The following is a 19,189-nucleotide window of genomic DNA, read 5'->3' on the forward strand; positions in this document are numbered from 1 at the left end:
CGCCGCCGTTCGTGCCTGCGGGTCTCAGTGAGTTCGAAGTGGATCGCACAGCTCGCGTAGCGCATCTTCGAATGCGTCGGCGATTGCCTGAAGCGTCTGGCGAGAATATCGGCTGCTGACAAAATTTGCACGCAGGCAACCGTCGGCGATGTTGCTCAATATAGCGAGCTTCCAGGGCAGTTTGAACTTGGGCAAAAGCTCCGCATATTCGCGTTCGTCGAAGTGCGCTGTGAACAGCCCACCCGGCGCGTCGCCAGCCACTGTTCCCTGGTGATTGAGCAGAACATCGATCTCGGCAACGGGCAGCATATCGGCGTCGGAACGAAGATGGCGCAGGATGCCGTAGCCGACTCCTTCGTGCGGCATTGCGCGCAAAATAGCTTTTACGTGTGACAACGAGGGGTGCATCGTCGCGCCCGGCTCGACGTCCAGCAGCAGCGGCACCGGCGCCGTGAACCAGCCGATCGTCCGCGACAGGTCGAGATTGCCGATGGCGGCAGCTCGTCCGTGGTGATACATGCCCAGCGCGAACTGCGTACGGTCGAACCGCCGGTGCAGCGCACGCGCGACCGCGGCGAGCAGCACCTCGTTGACGTGGGCACCGTGGACGCGTGGCACGTCGGACAGCAGCGCGCGCGTCTGCGCGGCATCGAGTCCCACGGTGACACAGAGGGACTCCGCGTCCTCGTCAGCGGCGTCTACCTCGGTCGGCAGCTCGGACCGGCTCGCCCACGACGAAGCACGCCAGTAGTCCAGCTCGGGACGGGCTTCAGAACCGTTCGCGTAGGCGGTGATGCTCGCGCTCCAGTCACGGAACGAAGCGCCCTTCACCGGCAGACGGGCCGGCATGCCCGCCTCAAGCTGATCGTAGATGGTCTGCAGATCCTGCACGAGGATCTCCCACGAGACCGGGTCCATCGCGAAGTGATGTGCGGCCAGGACCAGCGCCTGGCCGTCCGCCGCATCCTCTCCGACGGAAACCAGCGACGCCTGCAGCAGCGAGCCGACGTGAGAGTCGATGCGTCCGGCCGCACGCTCGAGCGCGGCGTTCAGTACCGACGCGATGCCTTCCCGCGACGCAACCGTCTCGCATTCGAGCACGGAGTACTCGCCGACCCGCGCCGCCGGCGCGATGGCCTGACTCCATTCCCCGGACTCATCGCGTGTGATGCACAGGCGCAAGGCGTCGTGATAGATGATGAGTTTTCGCAGCGCCGCCTCCAGCAGGTCCGGCGCCAGCGTGCGCCGGCAGCTCAGCACGCGCGAGGCGGTCATGTACCTCACTGCGTCCTCGCCCTGGTGCAATACCTGTATCTGGATGGGCGTGAATGGAACGCCTCCCTCGATACTGCCACGCTCGGGCGCCTGCATCGCAGCACGCGGACGCTTCGCGGTGAGATTGCCGGACGCCGCGCCAGTGCGCTCGATGAAAGCGGCTAGTTGGGCGATCGACTGGTCTTCGAAGATGGCGTTGAGGTTGAGCTTCAGGCCAGCCTGGTTCGCGCGGCCGATCACCTGGATCGCGCTGATCGAACTGCCGCCGAGGTCGAAAAAGTTGTCGTGCCGGCCGACGCGCTCCGCGTGCAGCACGTCGCGCCAGATCTGCGCCAGAACCTGCTCGATCGCGCCCTTCGGCTCCTCGTACGCCTGCGCGTCGGATGTGTTCGCCTCGGGTGCCGGCAGTGCCCGGCGATCGAGCTTGCCGTTCAAGGTCATCGGCAGCGCGTCGAGCACGACGAAGGCGCTGGGCACCATGTATTCGGGCAGCACCTTCTCGAGCCGCTCGCGAACGTCGGCCACCAGGGTCGCCGGTGGCCTCACGCAACCGATATAGGCAACCAGGCGCTTGTCGCCGGGCACGTCCTCGCGCAGCAGTACGGTCGCTTCGCGCACGTGCGGACAGGCGCGCAGCTGCATCTCGATCTCACCCGGCTCGATGCGGAAACCACGCAGCTTCAGCTGGTCGTCGTTGCGTCCGACGTAGGCGATGTTGCCGTCCGGCAGCCAGCGCACGAGGTCGCCGGAACGGTACATCCGCGCCGCCTCGAACGTCGTGAACGGATCGGCCACGAACCGCTCCGCCGTGAGATCGTCGCGCCGCCAGTATCCGCTGGCGACGCCGGCCCCGCCGATGCACAGCTCGCCGATCACGCCAACCGGAACCGGTTGCCCGCTGCGGTCCAGCACGTAGGTGTCGGCATTGTCGATCGGGCGGCCGATCGGCACACCGGTCAACCCGCTGCAATCGCGCGGCGCGCGATAAAGTGTACTTGTAATCGTCGCCTCGGTCGGCCCATAGGTGTTCACCCACTCGATCCCGTCACCGGCGATAGCCCGCCAGCGCAGCAGCGATTCGAGGGAGACACGTTCGCCTCCCACGATGATCAGCCGCAGGCGCCCGGTATCGACACGCTCGCCGGCCAGCGCCTCGACCAGCACATGCCAATAGGCGGTCGGCAGGTTCAGCAGGGTGATGCCCTGAGCCACGATGCACTGCACGAGTTCCTGCGCGCCCGGCACGGCCGCCTGCCGGATCACCACCGCAGCACCTGCCAGCAGCGTCGGATAGATTTCCTCCGCCGATGCGTCGAAGCTGATCGACGCGAACTGCAGCGCGCGATCGTCGCCCGAGAGGCCGAACTCCCGCTGCATCCAGCGCGCATGGTTGATCAGATTGCCGTGTTCGACCATGACGCCTTTCGGCTCGCCAGTCGAACCCGACGTGTAGATGATGTAGGCCAGCGTCGACGCCGGACGAGCCGCCGGGCGACGCCGGTAGGCGGCAGAACGCTGCGCGATCGTGTTCGCGTCGCTGTCGACCACGACGACGCTCGCGCGGGTGTCCGGCAGCAGATGCACGAGTCGCGATTGCGTGATGATCGCCGCGGCCTGCGTGTCGGCGATGGCGTAGTGCAGCCGCTCCGCGGCAGTGGCCGGATCCACCGGCGCGTAAGCAGCCCCGCTCTTGAGCACCGCGAGCAATGCCGCAATCAGATCCGCGCTGCGCTCGAGACAGACCACGACGAGCTTTCCGGGTCCGACATCGAGCGCCCTCAGGTGGTTCGCGAGACGGTTCGCTCGCGCATTGAGTTCGCTGTAGCTGACTTCCACCGTGCCGTGCAGCACGGCAAGCGCTTGCGGCTGCTGCTTTGCCCGCGCTTCGAACAGCTCGTGGATCAGCGCGTCACCAGGCGCACCGGTACGCTCGCCAGTGCAACGCGCCAGCATGGCCGCACGCGCGTCGCCGCTGAGCAGGGCCGTCGATTGCACGCTGGCTCGTGCGGCTTTGGGCGCCGCCATCTGCGCCAGCAGGGCGCGCAATGCATCGAGATGCGCGCCGAGCTCCCACTGCTCGAACAGTCGTCCATCGGCCCGCAATTCGATCCGGACTCCGGCATCGACGAAAATCTGAACCCGAAGCTCGGCCCCCTGCACTGCTGCGGTGCCCGTCGACATGGCCACCGTGTCGCGGCCGCGCTCTGTCACGCCGACGACCGTGAGGCAGCGCCATCCGTCGTCGCCACCGCGCAGCTGGCGAATGTTCTCGCTGCCGCAGTCACCGTGCTTCAAGGTAGCCGCGCAGCGGTCGCTGACCATCTGCGCGAACTCGCGCAGGTTCACGGTGGCATCGATGGCGAACTCGACCGGCAGCGCGTCGCCGCCATCATCCGTGGCAAGGCCGAAGCGCAGCGGCTCGGCGCCGCTTGCCTTGTGCAGATAGAGCGCCGTGCCCGCCAGCAGCAACTGCGGCAGTGAAGTCTTGTACGTCGCACTCGCCCGACCGAGCGCGCGGGCCGACTTGCCATCGAGTACGAGTTCGGCACAAAGATATCCGGCCTCGGCCTGACGGGTGGCGCCCGTCGACAGGCTTACCGGCTCTCCATCGCAGCGATCGGCCAGCCAGTACGCGCGGTCGTCGAGGTAGCGCGCCGAATAGCGGTACTGCACGGCCGCCGGCTCGTCTTCCAGTGCGACGTCGATATCGTCGAGCGCAATGTCCGGATTCGCCACGATCTGCTGCGCGATGCGCACGAAGCGCCGCTCCAGCTGTTCCACCGTGCGCGCTTCGAACGAATCGCAGGAATACTCGAAGACACCGTACAGTTCGTCCTGCGACTCATGCACGCCCAGCGTGAGCTCACTCTTGGCCGTGGACCACGGCAGCAGCACCGGCTCCACCTGCAGGCCCTCTGGCTGCAACTGACCACGCGAGATGCTGTTCATCGTGAACGAGACACCGCCGAGGGCCGCATCACGCTCCGAGCGGATCCAGGCGATCAGCTGTTCGAACGGCAGGTCCTGGTGCTTGAAGGCGTCGAGCACGACACGCTTCGTCTTTGCGAGCATGCGGCGGAACGAGATGCCCGGCTCGGTCGACACGCGCAGGGCGAGGCTGTTCACGCACAGACCGACCAGCGATTCGGTGCCGCGATGGCTGCGCCCGGCGACCGGCGTGACCACGGCAAAATCGCGCTGGCCGCTGAGCCGGGACAGCAGCACGTGGAAAAGCGCGAACATCGTCATGAACAGCGAGCACGCCGAGCTGGACGACAGCGCGCGCACGCCCGCGGCGACGTCTTTCGGCATGGCGAAGGTCTGGGTCGCACCCTTGAAGCTCGGTACCGGGGGCAACGCATGGTCGCGCGGCAGCTCAAGGCCGGCGACGCCGGACAGCTGGCGCTTCCAGTAGTCCAGGTGGGCATCGAGCACGCTGCCCTGCAGCCAGCTGCGCTCCCATTGCGCATAGTCTGCATACTGGATCTCGACCGCCGGCAGCGGATTCGCCTCACCCCGGCGGAACCCGTCGTACAGCGCGCAGATTTCGCGCCAGAGAATCTGCAACGACCAGCCGTCGGAGGCGATGTGATGCATCGCAATGAACAGGACGTGGTCATCGTCGGCCATGCGCAGCAGGAAGCCGCGGATCATGGGTCCCGACGCCAGATCGAACGGCTCCTGCATGCCGTACTCGAGGAGCCGGTACATTTCGGCCTCCCGGTCGTCGGCAGGGTGAGCGCGAAGGTCGAAGCGATGCAGCAGGAATGTCGCGTCCGCAGCGATCGACTGGACCGGCACGCCATCAACGGTCCCGATTCGCGTACGCAGCACTTCGTGCCGGGCGACGAGTTCGTCCAGCACGCGTTGCAGAACATCGAGATCGAGCGGGCCGTGCAGACGCAGTGCCTGCGGCAGGTGGTAGCGCATGGCGCGCGCCGTGCCCTGCGGGCCGGACAGCTGGTCGACGATCCACAGGCGCTGCTGCGCGAACGACAACGGTATGCGATCGGCCTTCGGCCACGGCTGCAGTGGCGGCGGCTCGAAATGGTCCGCCACGTCGCGCAGGAACGTGAGGATCTGTTCCTTGTGCGCGCGTAGCCGCCGCACGTCTTCCTGCATCAGCACGCCCTTGGGCGCATCGACGCTCAGCTCGTCCTTGTCCACCCGCAAACGCACGTCGCGCTGACGCAGTTCGTGGATCAGATCGTCGATGGACGATTCACCGCTCATGTGGGCCGCACTCCGCAAACCGTCCCGGCCGTGGCGATCAGGCTTCCCATGGGAATGCCCCCGTCTCGACGTAACGCACGATGTCCTGGATGTTCCGCGGGTCGGAAAACACTTCAGTGTTGGTCGACAGCGCCGCCTGGCGGCATGAATGCAGCGCCGGGACGATCTCATTGACGTAGCGCTTGTAGCGTCCGAGGGCCGTGGCGGACAGCCGGCGCAATCGCAGCAGATGTTTGCGCAGCAGCGTTTCGCTCTGCGCTTCCCAGGCGTCTACCAGCCCCCATGCGTGCGCTTGCTCGACGCCGATCGGCTGGGTCATCAAGGTGAGGTAGTGTGCCCGCTGGAAACCGATACGCCGGACCAGGAACGGCAGCACGCAGGCAGGGATCATCCCGAACAGCAGTTCGGACAAGCTGAACTTCGCGCTTTCGTCGGCCAGCGCGATGTCGGCCGCCGCCACGAAACCCACGCCACCCGCATTCACCTTGCCGCGCACATGCGCGACGGTGACGAAGGGTCCGTTCGCCATGCGCAGCCACAGATCGTAGAGCCGGTCCGGACCGCCCTCGTCCGCGGCGCCGGCCGGATTTACGGAGCGATCACGTATGCCCTGGAAGTCGGCGCCGAAGCAGAACACCTCCGCATTGCCGCTGAATACGATCACCGTGGCGGAGTTCTCGCAGGCGTCCAGTACCTGGTGGCATTCCTCCACGAGGCGCTGGTTGATCGTATTGTTCGCCTGCGGACGGTCGAACTGCACGAAGCAGATCGAATCCTGCAGACGAACCTGCAAGGTCTCGTAGTTCACTCCGTCCACTCATATTCGCGGTGGAATTCCCGAATCTGGCGCAGATACAGATGCGGCCGTTCGGAGGTTCGCTTGCTCGCGACCAGATCCCAATGCTGCTGCAAGGAAACATTGCGCGTGCCGAACCGGACCACTTCGTTGTCGCGCAGCATCGCGTCGTATTCCTGCATCGACATCGTCCAGCGCCGATCGAGCTCGCCCACGATGTTGAACTGGCGCTGCTTCTCCTGCCCTTCGCGCGTCACGACGCCGCTGTAGAACTCCGAGCAGCAGCCGGACCCGTACGAAAAGCAGCCGATGCGGCGCGGGCCATCGGTGTAGTCGCCGCGATCGATGGTGCCCGCGAGCGACATGAACACGGTTCCGCCCATGATGTTGCCGACGCGCTGGCAGTACGACATGCCCGGTGTCACGCGTTGCTGGAAATCGTCCTCGATCTCGCGCGGCGTCGCGCCGGCCATCTTGCGCATCATGGTCCGGTGTGCGCCCTTGACCATGCCGCCGAACGGCGTGTGGAACGTGAGGTATTGGAACGACTCGCGATAATGGGCATCGCGCACACGGCGGCGATATTCCAGGAATGCGTTTTCGCAGCAGTCCAGGTACGACAGCAGCGACAGGTCGGCATCGCCGGCCTCGCTGTCGGCGACCGGGCGGCAGGTGTCCATCACCTCGTAGCCGTAGTAGCCGTTGGCGCCGACATCCACCTGGAACACCTCGGGCTCCTCGCCCACCAGCATGGCGACGGCCCCCGCGCCGGAACTGGGTTCGGCGAACGACCAGTCCTCCGTCAGCGCTTCACCGCCGCTCACCGCGATCATGCGCGAGATGTCGGTCGCCACGACCAGCGCCTTGGCCCCCGGCGATGCTTGCGACAGGATGAAACTCACGGCCATCTGAAAGCCAGCCGTACCCGAGTAGCAGGCTTGCTTGATCTCGAACAGGCGGCAGTTGCGATTGAGCTTGAGATAGTGGTGGATGTAGGTGCTCATCGACTTTCCGAAGTCGATGCCGGATTCCGAACAGGTGATCAGGAGTTCGATGCGGTCGCGCTCGGCGTCGCTGAGCGCATCGACGATGGGCCGTGCCGCGTTGACGCCGAAGGTGATGGCGTCCTCGCACGGCAGCGCTACGGTCTTCTCCTTCATCAACAGATTTTCGAATCGGGTGGTGTCCAGCCGCCGATGCTCGGCGAGCCTGCCGACGTCGAGAAACGCCGTGCCCCCGAAGACGTTCATCGCTTCGATTCCGACCTGCATGCAATCCTCCCCTGCCCTTGGTCGATCCCGACCGTCGATTACGCCGACTGCAGCTTGCGCAGCAGCAGATCGGCCAGCTCCCCGATGTTGCGGGGGCCGAAAAGTTCCACTCTAGGAATCGCCAGCGAAAGCGAATCCAGCACCATGTTCAGTATCTCGGCGCGATCCACTGAATTGGCGCCGAGGTCCTGCAGCCGGTCGTCGTCCGCGAACCGATGGTCTGCGAGGTTTGGCAGCACTTCCGCGGCATGCGCGCCGACGATCTCAATGATGCGTTGCTTGTTCATGGTCATCTCGACAGTGCGGACATATCCGCGACATGGAACGGTTCTGCATCGGCACCGCCGGCGCGCGCGCGCGCGGGACGCAGCAATGCGGCGAAGCGCTGGTTCAGCAGTTCTGCCGCGCCATGCATCAGGCGCTTGCCGATATCGGCGACATACCGGTTGCGCCAGGACTCGAGCGGCGTGTTCTTCGCCCACTGGTTGAACGCGCCTAGCGCCGGGCCGCTGTGAATCTGGTAGTCCACCTGGCGATTCGGCACGCCCTGCATCGCGAGTCGCGTGGTGTGGACGAAATACCACTTGAAGATCAGCGCCATCTTCTGCTTCGGATTTCGTTCGATTTCCTGCAGCCGTTCCGGCGCCGCGCGGAGGTAGTACGAGCGTGTCTCGTTCCACACCTCATCGAAGGATCGCTGAAAGTATTTCTCCTGGATCTGCTGGCGCGTGCGCTCGTCGATCTCCTCGATCGAACCGAAACGCTGGTAGAGCTCGTACAGCTTGTTGGCCCGTGCCGGAAAGAACAGTCCGCGGCGCGCGACCTGCACGCGCGCACCGATCTCGAACATGTCGCCAGCCGGCGCGTAGGCGGTGTCCTGGACATTGAGTTCCTGCAGGATGTCCTTCACCGCAGTGCTGGTACCCGCTTCCTGCGTGCACTGGTTGACCGAACCGGTCATGACGAAATCCGCGCCCATGACGAACGCTGCTGCCACGGCGTGCGGCGTGCCGATACCGCCGGCAGCACCGACGCGGATACGCCGGCTGTACTTGTAGGTGGCCATCATCGCATCGCGCTGCGCGAACATCGCGGGCAGCAAGGCGAATGCCACGCCCTGGTCGGTGTGCCCGCCCGAGTCCGACTCGACGCAGATATCCTCCGCCATCGGAATGCCGCGGCTCAGCTCCGCTTCGTCCGCCGTGATGCGGCCCGCGAGCAGAAGCGCGCGCACGATGTCTTCCGGCGGCGGCTGCATGAACGCGCCGGCGACTTCCGGACGCGAGACCTTCGCCAGGATGCGCCGGGGCGACTCGATCTCGCCACGGGCATTGCGCGTGATGCCGTGCAGCCGATAACGCACGAGGCTCGGAGTGACGCGAATGAACGCCGCGGCCTCGGCGAACCGGATGCCGTACTTGAGATACAGGTCGACCGTCGACTCCTCGACCTCGGGCCGATCCAGGTTGCACAGCAGATTCATGCCGTAGGGTTCGCCGTTCGGCAGCTGCTGCTGGATGCTCCGGATGCTCGACTCGAGCAGATCGAACGCCATTCCGCCGGTGCCGAGATAGCCCAGCATGCCAGCGCGGCCGAGCGCCACGACCAGCTCGACGGAGGAAATGCCTTTGTACATGGCGCCGGCCAGATAGGCGTAGCGCAGGCCGTAGTCGGACTTGAACTGTGCATCGCCGAGCGCATCGGCGGTGATTGTCGGCATCGCGCATTCGGTGGCGGCGGCCGGCGTCAGATGAATCGGGTGCACCGGCATCGCCTACGACGACGCCGAAGCAAGTTTCGCCTGTTCGACCGTTTCCACGACCGGCACGACAAACATTGCTATCAGATAAAAGATGATGGAGACGCCCGCCGCCAGCACGAATATCGAGCGTACGAGGCCGACGTCGAGCTGGGAATAGGCGGCGACGCCGAGGCACACGCCGGCGATGTCGCGGCCTTGCCGGATACGGAAAAGCCGCCGTTTTGCGGGCATCGGCGTACCGACGGCCGGCAACTCGATCAGGACGGCTTCGATGTCCGCTTCCACGAGCGTCGTCTTGTTGCGCTTGAGGCGGGACGCGAGCCTTTCCTTCAGCATCCGGTCGAGTTCTTCGCGCTGCGCGACACGGCGCGAATCGGGAAAGGCGGCTTCAAAGGCGGCGATGTAGCGCCGCAGCTTGGCAGCCGCGTCGTCCTCGAGCTGAAACTCGGTGCCGCACAGGTTCAACGTCACTATCGCCTTCATGGAGCTGCAACCCCTCTGTCGTGCACTTTCAGCAGCGGCGCGCGTCGATTTCCGTCAGTCGTTTTCCTGCCGGATCTGCTGGATCAGCCGCGTCAGCACGTTGCCTGGCCCGGTTTCCTTGAAATCCGTGACGTCCTGCGCGAGCAGATAGCGCACGCTCTGGGTCCACTGCACGGACTGCGTGATCTGGCGCACGAGCAACGACTTGATGGCTTCGCCATCGGCTGGATACGGCTGCGCGGTGACGTTCGACACGACCGGAATCTTCGGCGCGGCGAATGTGAATGGCTGCAGGAAGCGGGCGAACTCGTCGGCGTATTCCGCCATGTAGCGCGAATGGAAAGCCGCGCTGACCTGCAGCGGCATGTACATTCTCGCACCCGCCTGTTCGAGCAATTGGCCAGCACGCGTGAGTTCGGCGACGGGTCCGGAAATCACGGTCTGCGAAGGCGAATTGAAATTGGCGACGTCCACGCCGCTGAGGCCGTTGCTCTGGATGACGGTCTCGATCGCTGCACGACTGAGGCCGATCACCGCGCCCATGCCGCCGCTCTTGGCCTGGGCCATGAGTTCGCCGCGCTTCTTGACGAGGCGCAGGCCGGTCATGAAATCGAATACGCCCGCAGCGAGCAGCGCGTTGTATTCGCCGAGGCTGTGGCCGGCAGCGTGAGTCGGACTTCCGAAAGCGAGCGTGTGCTTCAACAGGTAGAGCGCGTTGACGACGTACAGGCTCGGCTGCGTGTAGCGCGTATCTTTCAGCTGGTCTTGCGGGTCTTCCTTGCACAGTCGGCGCATCGAATAACCGACGAGTTCGTCGATTTCCCGCTCGGCCGCCGTATATTCCTTGAGATCGAAAAGATCCTCTCCCATGCCACGCTTCTGCGATCCCTGGCCGGGAAAAACAAACGCAACCATCGACTACCCCCTAGCTAACTTTCCCGCGACGACATCCTGCTCGCTACCGGATCTCGTCCATGATCAGGATGCATGCAGGAACTGCCAGCTCACACAGATGTTGCAGATTGACGAAGCGCCCCCCGGCACCGTCACTTCGCAAGCGACGTGTCGTCGATCGCGGCTCGATGACTCTATCACCGTCCCGACGAGTATCGCAATGTCCAGAAACCTGCGGTTGCCCCTATTTTCCGCACCGTGAATCAGTCTCCGGGTACGCAACGTTCGCGCGTCGGAAGTGCCGGGCTTACCGGCCTGTGTCACCTCAGCGCAACACCCGACCGCGCAAACGCGACTGGACACACGGCGGGCGCACGAATCGCGACCTCAACGTCCGCGGGCTCGCGACAGCTTGATAGACTCGGTGTTCCATGCCGGCCTTGTGACTGCTGTCCGCGATGCGCGTATTCGCTCTTTCCGATATACACGTCGATTACGACAGCAATGCGCGCTGGGTGGAGAATCTTTCGACCGTCGAATACCGCGACGACGTTCTGATCCTCGCGGGAGATGTCAGCGACCAGCTGTCCACGCTGAGCTGGTGCCTGCACCAGTTCGCGCGATGCTTCGGTCAGGTCCTGTTCGTGCCCGGCAACCACGACCTGTGGGTACTGCGCGACACGCCGGGCAAGACCTCCTTCGACAAGTTCCGCGAAGTTGCCGTCGTTGCCGAAGACGCCGGCGTGTCGATGCAGCCGTTCCGCCGCGACTTGTTGTACATCGTGCCCCTGTTCAGCTGGTACGACTATACGTTCGGCACGCCCAGCGACACCTTGCGCGCCGCCTGGATGGACTTTGTCGCGTGCCGCTGGCCCGACGGATTTCACGCGCAGGAAATCAGTCTTCATTTCGGCGCGTTGAACCAGACCTGGGTGCCAGAGGGCATCGAGCGCGTGGTCACGTTTTCACACTTCGTGCCGCGGATCGACCTTCTGCCGAGTTCGCTTCCCGCCGAGCACCGCATGCTGTTCCCGGTGCTGGGGTCGACTCACATAGACACGCAGTTGCGCCGCCTGAAGTCGCAGATGCACGTCTACGGACACAGCCACATCAATCGCCAACGACTGATCGACGGCGTCATCTATATCAACAACGCCTTCGGCTACCCCCACGAAGATCGCATTACGGCAAAGCGCCTGACGGCGATCCTGGACGGCTGACTGATGCTCACGCTGGCGCCGGGCGAAGTGCACCTGTGGCTGGCCTGTTACGACCGGTTCGCCAGTTCGGACCTGCCGGCCGGCTATCGCGAGTTGCTCACCGACGAGGAACGCGTACAGATGGCGCGCTTCCACTTCGAGCGCGATCGCCTGCGTTACCTGGTCACGCGGGCGCTGGTCCGCTCGACGCTGTCGCGCTACATGCCGATACCGGCTGCCGATTGGCGATTCACCGTGAACGACTACGGCCGCCCGGCCATCGCCGCCAGGCACGGTGACGCCTGCGCGCTGCACTTCAACCTCTCGCACACCCACAGCCTCATCACGCTCGCGCTTACCCGCGAAGCCGCCGTCGGTGTTGATGTCGAAAACGTCACATCGCGTGCAGCGCCGATCGAAGTCGCCGACCGGTTCTTTTCGCGCGACGAAGCGCGCGAGCTACGCACACTCGAGCCGGCGCGGCAGCAGCACCGTTTTTTCGAGTACTGGACGCTGAAGGAGTCCTACATCAAGGCGTGCGGCATGGGGCTGTCGATTCCGCTGGACCGGTTCACTTTCTCGTATCCCTCGGAAGCGACCGTCCTGCTCGACACCGACCCGGACCTCGACGAGGCGCCGCAGCGCTGGACCTTCTGGCAACTGCAACCCAGCCCGGACTATCTGGTGTCGCTGTGCCTGGAACAGCGTTTTGTCGAAGCTCCGCGCCTCGTGCTGCAACCGGCCCTGCCGCAGATCGCCTGTCCGCTCTCCGCGACACCGGTCGAGCTGAGTGCGGCACTCAGACGCCGGTCACCACCCCGACAACCCTGATCGCTCCCGCGTCGCCCGGTGGCGTACGTCACGCATTCGTTCAACGACCTTGTTGCAGTCAAAGCCTCTGCTATATCCTCCTGCCCGGCATCCGGACAGGCTCCGGATTGGCAGACGAATCAGCGACGACGAATCAACGACCCATAGGCCTTGAGTGGAAAATCACTGATGGCTACTCCGGCCTGCGTGGTCGTTCCCCATCGTGAGCCCGAGACGCCCGCATGTCGACGCCAAGTCTGAAGATTGCAGAAAATCGTCGTGGCGGTCCGCGCGTCTACCAGCAGCCCGTTCCCGAAGGCGCCGTTCGCCACCCTGCCCGGCTGCTCGACTACCAGTACCTCAGGCTGCTCCTCAACAAGCCGCGGGACGCGGTGGCGATCTGCATGGGAATCCAGTTCCGCAGCGCATTCGACCCCGATGTTGCGCAGGCAACCTGGGGGGAACTCGTCGAGCGCCATCCGGGCTTGCGCCTGTGCCTGGAGATTCCGAAGCAGGCGACGACGCTCGGCGCCGGCCGCGCATCGATTCTGGAGAACGTCCAACCGCCAGCCATGACATTCGAGGACCTGCGTGGACTTGCCCGAGACGAGCAGGAACTGTGCGTCCGACGTGAATTCCAGAGACTGGGCCACGTGGAGTGGCAGTTCGATCACTGGCCACTACACCATTTCTCGATGCAATGTGTCGCTGACGATGAACTGCACCTGTTCTTCGCCGGCGACCACGCGATCGCGGACGCGCTGGGCGAGGTCCTGGTGCTCGGGGAGTTTCTCGAGATCTACACGGCCCGGCTAGCCGGGCGCGCGGCGCGGCTCGCACCTGCCATCAGCGTCGGAGAGTACGCCGACAGGCTGGCGCGAATCGGCCGCTACCAGCCGACGGTCGAGGAACTCGCACTCGTAAAGGACGAACTGGAAAGGCCGCCTGCGTATTCCAGAATGTGCCTGTGGAATCCCAACCGGAGCAAGGCCTCGGTATCCGAACGGCGATTCGAGGTCCGCTCCCGGGCACTGAACGAGAAAGCGACTTCCGCGCTGCTGAAAAAGACGGCCGAACTGAACTGCTCGATGAACTCCGTGATGCTGGCGGCGTTTCTCAGGACCATGGCGGTTCATCCGCACCCGAAAAACATCGCCATACAGCTTGCAACCAGCGGCACGAACTATCCGGACGTTGCATTTGATGGCGTCTTTGCCGGCTTCGCCCAGTGTGCGCCAACCGATTTCGAAGTGCCCGATCCCGATGTGCGATTCGAGGATGTCCTTGCGGCGGTTCACGCGCAGGCTCACAAGAGACTCAATTCGGGTCTCGATCGCGCGCTCGCCCGAGTGTTCGCGGACCAGGTGAAAAAGGTTCCGCTGGTCGGAGGCGCGGTTCCGGAGCAGACGCCCGGCGACGCTACCGACACCCAGCGCGCCAACCTGCACCTTTCGTTTCTCGGGCACGCCCGCTTCGGTCCCGCGGGCAAGGACGTACAGGTCGCGCGCATCCGGACGGGCGGCACCAATCCTGCCGGCTCTCTCGAATGCCAGTTCCTGATCTTCGGCGAGCGCCTGATGCTGTTTTTCGTGTTCGACAGCCCATATTTCGACGTCCAGCTGATCGAGCGCTTCCTGGATCGCTGTGCAGGGGAGCTGGAAACCTACGCGAACCCGACCGCGCCGTCCTCAGATCTTTCCACCGACGCGTCACCGGCACCCACCGGCCACTTGGGCAAAGTCGCTACGCAGCTGCTGGATATCGCAGCCGAGACGATGCACCTGGAGATTGCGCCCGACGAGCTTTTCCTCGACCTGGAAGGCGATCTGGGCATCGATTCACTGCAGCGCGTCCGTCTCGCCGCACATCTGTATTCGCGAAGTCTCAAGACGCTGGATCGAGATGCACTGCTTGCCTGCCGAACGCTGGCACAAATGGCTTCCGTCATTGAGGGGCACTATCCCGATGGATTCACAGACTCCTGACACGCCGCACAAGGCGTTCATGCACCAGGCTTGCCTGACCCCGGATCTGCCGGCGGTGACCGGCAAGGACGAGCAGCTCAGCTACGCGGAGCTGGATCGGCTTTCCAACCGGATCGCCAATACCTTGCGTGCCCACGGCATCGAGACCGGGACCCGTGTCGGACTGTTGACGCTGCGCGGCCCTCGCTTGCTCGCCGGCCTGCTCGGCATCGTGAAGGCAGGCGGTGTCTACGTGCCCGTCGATCCGGAGTTTCCCGCCGATCGCGTGCGCTACATACTCGACCACGCCGAAGTCGAGGCGCTGGTTACCGAGTCGAGCGTGGTCACCGAGACCTACTCGGCCCTGTTTCTGGAAAACACGCCGCTGGCAACACTGAAGACGTTGTTGTTTCTGGACGATGTCGCCGCCAGCGCGGAGCGAGCACTCGAACGGCTTCCGTATCGCCGTCTGGGCCGCAACGACCTGGATCAGGCGCCGCAGGCGCCACCCGACGTCGTCGTCGCGCCGACGGACCTCATGGTCATCTTCTACACATCGGGTTCCACAGGCCACCCCAAAGGCGTCGCCTTGCGCCACGACGGCATGACGAGCCGCTTCGACTGGCAACGCAAGGCGCTCGACATCAGGGAAGGCGACCGGTGCTCGCAGATGGCCTCGTGCTGTTTCGACCTGTCGATGGCCGAACTGTTTCCGCCGCTGTTCGCCGGCGCGACGGTGTACATGGCCAGCAAGAACGTGCTGCAAAACCCATGGGCGCTCGCCGAATGGCTCGTCGAGAGCCAGATCACGGTCGTTCACTTCGTGCCGTCGATGTTCGGCGAGTTCATCCGGGCGATGCGGGACGAGGACGTCACGTTCGAACGCGTGCGTTGGATCGCCTTCGCGGGCGAGGCAATCCCGGCACCCTTCGTGCGTCAATGGATCGACCGCTACGGCCTGCGCACCAAGCTGATCAACCTCTACGGACCGACCGAGGCGTCGGTCACGATCTCGAACTACCTGATCGACTCGCGTCCCGCCGAAGATGTGATGATCATTCCGATCGGCATACCCGACAGCAGTGACGTGCAGATGCTCGTCGTGGACGAGAACGGCGAGCTCGCAGCGAAAGGTGAGCTCGGTGAGCTGTGCATCGCCGGTATCCGGCTCGCTGCCGGCTATTACAAGGCGCCTGAATTGACCGCGAAGGCGTTTGTCGAAAATCGCTTCCCACACATCCGCGGCCCACGCCTGTACAAGACCGGCGACCTCGCGCGCGAGCTCGAGGACGGCGGATTCGAATTTCACGGGCGTATGGACAGCCAGGTCAAGGTTCGCGGTTATCGCATCGAACTCGGCGAGATCGAAGCGGTACTGATGTCGCACGGGGCCGTAGACGAAGCGGCCGTGATTGTCGTCGAAGTCGACGGAACCAAGAAACTCACGGCGTTCATGTCCGGAACGCCCATGGCCGTGCGCGAGCTGAAGTCGTTTCTGTCGCGCAAGTTGAACAGCTACATGATTCCGAGCGAATTCAATTGGCTGGATTCGTTGCCAAAGTCGAACAATGGCAAGCTCGATCGCAAGCATGCCCTGGCCATGGTCCAAAGCCGCCCGCGCACAGCACGGAACGCGGTGCTGGGATTGGCGCAAATCTGGTGTGCGCGGCTTTTCTTCAGCTTCGCCACGGCCTCCGAACACGCTCTCGAGCTTGCCGTCCTCTACGCGTGAACCTGGCGCTACAGGCAATCGTGATCGGTCGCCGTGTCGCTGGCGAAAAAGCGCCCTGGCGTCCGGATGATCTTGCGCAGCCATGCGGCGTCCGGCACAGTCCAGACAATTGTCGCGTCGGTCAACATTGCTGCTAACGACAATCCGCCGGTACCGGAGCGCTGGCTGCGCTATCGCGCTGAGACCGCAAGCCGTTCCTGTAGCTCGGCGCAGCGCCCGTCCGTCGGGAGAAAACGGCCCGATGAGTCCGACCAGCGCCCTTCAACGGACCCTGTGTCTGCGTGTCAGAGAGGATCGCCTCCCGGCGAGCGCGCGCGTGTTCCGCGGTTGATCAGCGCAGGTCACGCTCATCTGATCCACGCGTTAACCAGCTCGATAGGCTGATCCGATGCCAGCGCACCGCAACAGACTTGTTCAGGGAAAGCCAACATGCGCCTCAGAGGAAGTGGCAAATGATAGTTTTCGCGTGTGCCATTGGCAGTCTGGGCGACGTCAATCCGGTCATTTCGCTCGGTAGCGCGCTGCAGCAACGCGGCCATCGGGTATTCGTGCTGACCACCGCCGATGCGGAAACCAAGGTGCGCGAAAGCGGGCTACATGCCCATGCCGTGCTGAGCCAGCAGCAATGGGATTCCTGGCGTACGCTGCCGCGAGAGTCCGAGCCGCATCTGGAAAACATGAAGGCCTGGATTCACATGGCGTTGCCTGCCGTAGCTGAAACGATTCGCTTCGTCTGGCAAGAATTCGTTCCAGGCGATTCGATCGGATTGGCTCCCGCAATGACTGGCGCGGGATTCCCGTTCCTCCGGGAAAAATTCCAGATGCCGCTGATTGAAATCCAGTATGCGCCACGCGTCCATCTCGACGCCGGCGAGTTCGACCAGATGTTCGGGGACGTGCTCAACGGTATCCGGAAGAGCATCAGACTCCCCCCGATGCAGGAAGGCTGGCTGCGCTGGCTGCTGACGCCCGACCGGGCGCTGGGTCTCTATCCGGAATGGTTCCTCGATGCTTCCGACCTCGAGCGCCCGGCCAACGTCATCCCACTGCACTATCTGTTCGAGTCACAGGACGATAGTCGGGCACTGTCCGAGGAGCTGGTGGATTTCCTGGCTCGTGGCAAGGCCCCGCTGGTGGTCACCTTTGGCACGTACGCACAAACCGACGCGGCCTTGTACGCCAATGCAATCGAAGCCTGCGTCTCGATCGGCGAACGCCTGGTGGTACTGACCCGATACCCGGAGCAACTGCCCTCGCCGTTGCCGTCCGGATGCATGTCGGTGCCCTACGTGTCGCTCAAGCAATTGTTTCCCTACGCTTCTGCAGTAATCCATCACGGTGGCGCGGGGACCGTTGCGCAGGCTTTCCGTGCGGGCGTGCCGCAGATCATCTGCCCGATCGCCTTCGATCAGTTTGCCAATGCCGATCGCGTCGTCGCGCTGGGATGCGGAACGCGCATCGATCGCGCCGAGTTCCGGGTGGACCTGATCACGCACGTCGTCGCGAACACCGTCGCAGACGCGCATATGACACAGGCAGCGAAAGTCGTCGCAGGCCGCATCGACGACGATGCGACGTCCCGTGTCTGCGAGTTCATCGAGCGCTACGCCCGCGAGCTCGGGGTGAAGGCGTGACACTATTCGGGTTCCGCTGCGACCTCCGGGTCCCGTGGCAACACGTGAGGGGCAGCACCCTGCCCATGCCAGCGGCGAAACGCCATCGTCGGCATTCGTCCGCCACGCCGCGCGCCGAAGCCAGCGCGGCGCTCAGACGACGATCGCCGCCTCGAAATTCCTGATCTCGCTACCGAACGGCGCCAGCACCCGCTGCACTTGAGCCGGCGACCCGGCCGGCAGCAAATAGCGCAGGAAACCCGCCAGCGTGCCCGACGGACCGGCGTCGACATAGCGAAAAGGACCTTCCCGCACGAGTTCGGCGACAGTGCGCTGGAATTCGATCGGCCGGCGGATCACCGACCAGAAGAATCCGTCGGGGATGCTGTGGAATGTGCGCGCCTGTGCGCAGCAGACCAGCGGAATTCTGAGCGGCGCCAGCGGCAACCCTTCGAAATCGCGCAACAGCGGCGCGTGCGCGGCATCGATCCACTGCGAATGAAACGCGTGTGACACCGGCACCCGCTGGTGTATTACGCCCTTGGCACTCAAAAAGCTTTCGATCGCGACGAGGTTGTGCTCCAGCCCCGCGACGGCGAAATGACCGGAGAAATTCAGCGCGGCCAGCTCTGAACGGCTGCACAGTTCCGGCAGGTCGAACAGCGTGGGCTCGGCGACGATGGCGAGCATGCCGCCCGGCGGGCAATGCCGCCGCACGACCTCCGACTGCTGCAGGATCGCGATGAGCGCGGCTTCCGGCGCGATCGCACCGGCGACCGCCGCTGCAGCATAGGTACCCAGGCTCGCACCGAGCGTCAGATCTGCGCGCAGACCTTCGGCCTCGAGCGCCATCGTCAACGCGTACTCGACCATGAAGATCGCCACACCGCTGAGCGGCGTGCGCTCGAACGTGTCCGCGCGCGTACGCTTCGGATCGTAGATCAGTCCGATGGCCGAGGCGCCGGCCTCGCGCCGACCGCAGGCGTCGAGACGATCCATCCAGTACCGGAACACCGCGTTCCCGTCATACAGCGGCCGCCCCATCTGGTAGTACTGGGACCCCTGCCCCGAGAACATGAAGATCGTCTTGAGCCTCGACATGAGCGTGACCGCGTGCGGCGCGCGAATCTCCCGATCGATGTTCGGATACCGGTTCG

The 19,189-nt window shown here is 64.3% G+C and carries 13 protein-coding genes; 5 read left to right on the top strand and 8 right to left on the bottom strand.

Going from position 1 to position 19,189, the window contains the following annotated elements; all coding sequences use genetic code 11:
- Positions 1-24 precede the first annotated feature (24 nt).
- From RUU78_RS15125 to fabD, 7 genes are all read right to left on the bottom strand, one after another.
- Positions 25-5,508 (bottom strand): non-ribosomal peptide synthetase, encoded by a 5,484-nt coding sequence (locus tag RUU78_RS15125; protein ID WP_313918033.1) that lies wholly within the window; start codon positions 5,506-5,508, stop codon positions 25-27.
- Positions 5,509-5,545: 37 nt separating this feature from the next.
- On the bottom strand, positions 5,546-6,316 hold the full coding sequence (locus RUU78_RS15130) for an enoyl-CoA hydratase/isomerase (protein WP_313918035.1): 771 nt from the start codon (positions 6,314-6,316) through the stop codon (positions 5,546-5,548).
- Positions 6,313-7,575, bottom strand: a complete 1,263-nt coding sequence (locus tag RUU78_RS15135; RefSeq protein WP_313918036.1) for a hydroxymethylglutaryl-CoA synthase — start codon at positions 7,573-7,575, stop codon at positions 6,313-6,315. The genes RUU78_RS15130 and RUU78_RS15135 overlap by 4 nt, the downstream gene beginning before the upstream one ends.
- Positions 7,576-7,613: 38 nt before the next feature.
- Entirely contained in the window at positions 7,614-7,862 is a 249-nt protein-coding gene (locus tag RUU78_RS15140; protein ID WP_313918038.1) for an acyl carrier protein, read from the bottom strand.
- A gap of 2 nt (positions 7,863-7,864) precedes the next feature.
- Entirely contained in the window at positions 7,865-9,295 is a 1,431-nt protein-coding gene (locus tag RUU78_RS15145) for a PfaD family polyunsaturated fatty acid/polyketide biosynthesis protein (RefSeq protein ID WP_313918040.1), read from the bottom strand.
- 54 nt (positions 9,296-9,349) lie between these two features.
- Complete coding sequence (locus tag RUU78_RS15150) at positions 9,350-9,802, bottom strand: PspC domain-containing protein (protein WP_313918042.1); 453 nt, start codon at positions 9,800-9,802, stop codon at positions 9,350-9,352.
- A gap of 72 nt (positions 9,803-9,874) precedes the next feature.
- A complete protein-coding gene (gene fabD / locus RUU78_RS15155) occupies positions 9,875-10,735 on the bottom strand; it encodes an ACP S-malonyltransferase (protein ID WP_313918044.1) in 861 nt (286 codons plus the stop codon).
- A 437-nt stretch (positions 10,736-11,172) separates the two neighbouring features.
- Here fabD and RUU78_RS15160 point away from each other — a divergent pair, with 437 nt between their 5' ends.
- The 5 genes from RUU78_RS15160 (at position 11,173) to RUU78_RS15180 (ending at position 18,053) form a co-directional block, all read left to right on the top strand.
- Positions 11,173-11,934: a metallophosphoesterase gene (locus tag RUU78_RS15160; RefSeq protein ID WP_313918046.1), complete on the top strand. Its 762-nt coding sequence runs from the start codon at positions 11,173-11,175 to the stop codon at positions 11,932-11,934.
- A 3-nt stretch (positions 11,935-11,937) separates the two neighbouring features.
- Positions 11,938-12,744 carry a 4'-phosphopantetheinyl transferase superfamily protein gene (locus tag RUU78_RS15165; protein ID WP_313918048.1) on the top strand — a complete coding sequence of 269 codons (807 nt, stop codon included), beginning with the start codon at positions 11,938-11,940 and terminating at the stop codon, positions 12,742-12,744.
- A gap of 221 nt (positions 12,745-12,965) precedes the next feature.
- Positions 12,966-14,708 (top strand): condensation domain-containing protein, encoded by a 1,743-nt coding sequence (locus tag RUU78_RS15170; protein WP_313918050.1) that lies wholly within the window; start codon positions 12,966-12,968, stop codon positions 14,706-14,708.
- Positions 14,689-16,419: an amino acid adenylation domain-containing protein gene (locus RUU78_RS15175; RefSeq protein WP_313918052.1), complete on the top strand. Its 1,731-nt coding sequence runs from the start codon at positions 14,689-14,691 to the stop codon at positions 16,417-16,419. The genes RUU78_RS15170 and RUU78_RS15175 overlap by 20 nt, the downstream gene beginning before the upstream one ends.
- A gap of 452 nt (positions 16,420-16,871) precedes the next feature.
- On the top strand, positions 16,872-18,053 hold the full coding sequence (locus RUU78_RS15180) for a glycosyltransferase (protein WP_313918060.1): 1,182 nt from the start codon (positions 16,872-16,874) through the stop codon (positions 18,051-18,053).
- 132 nt (positions 18,054-18,185) lie between these two features.
- Here the strand turns inward: RUU78_RS15180 and RUU78_RS15185 are convergent, their stop codons facing one another.
- Positions 18,186-19,133: an acyltransferase domain-containing protein gene (locus tag RUU78_RS15185; protein ID WP_313918054.1), complete on the bottom strand. Its 948-nt coding sequence runs from the start codon at positions 19,131-19,133 to the stop codon at positions 18,186-18,188.
- Positions 19,134-19,189: the final 56 nt, after the last annotated feature.

Origin of the sequence: Tahibacter sp. (assembly GCF_032229445.1) — a bacterium.
Lineage (GTDB): Bacteria > Pseudomonadota > Gammaproteobacteria > Xanthomonadales > Rhodanobacteraceae > Tahibacter.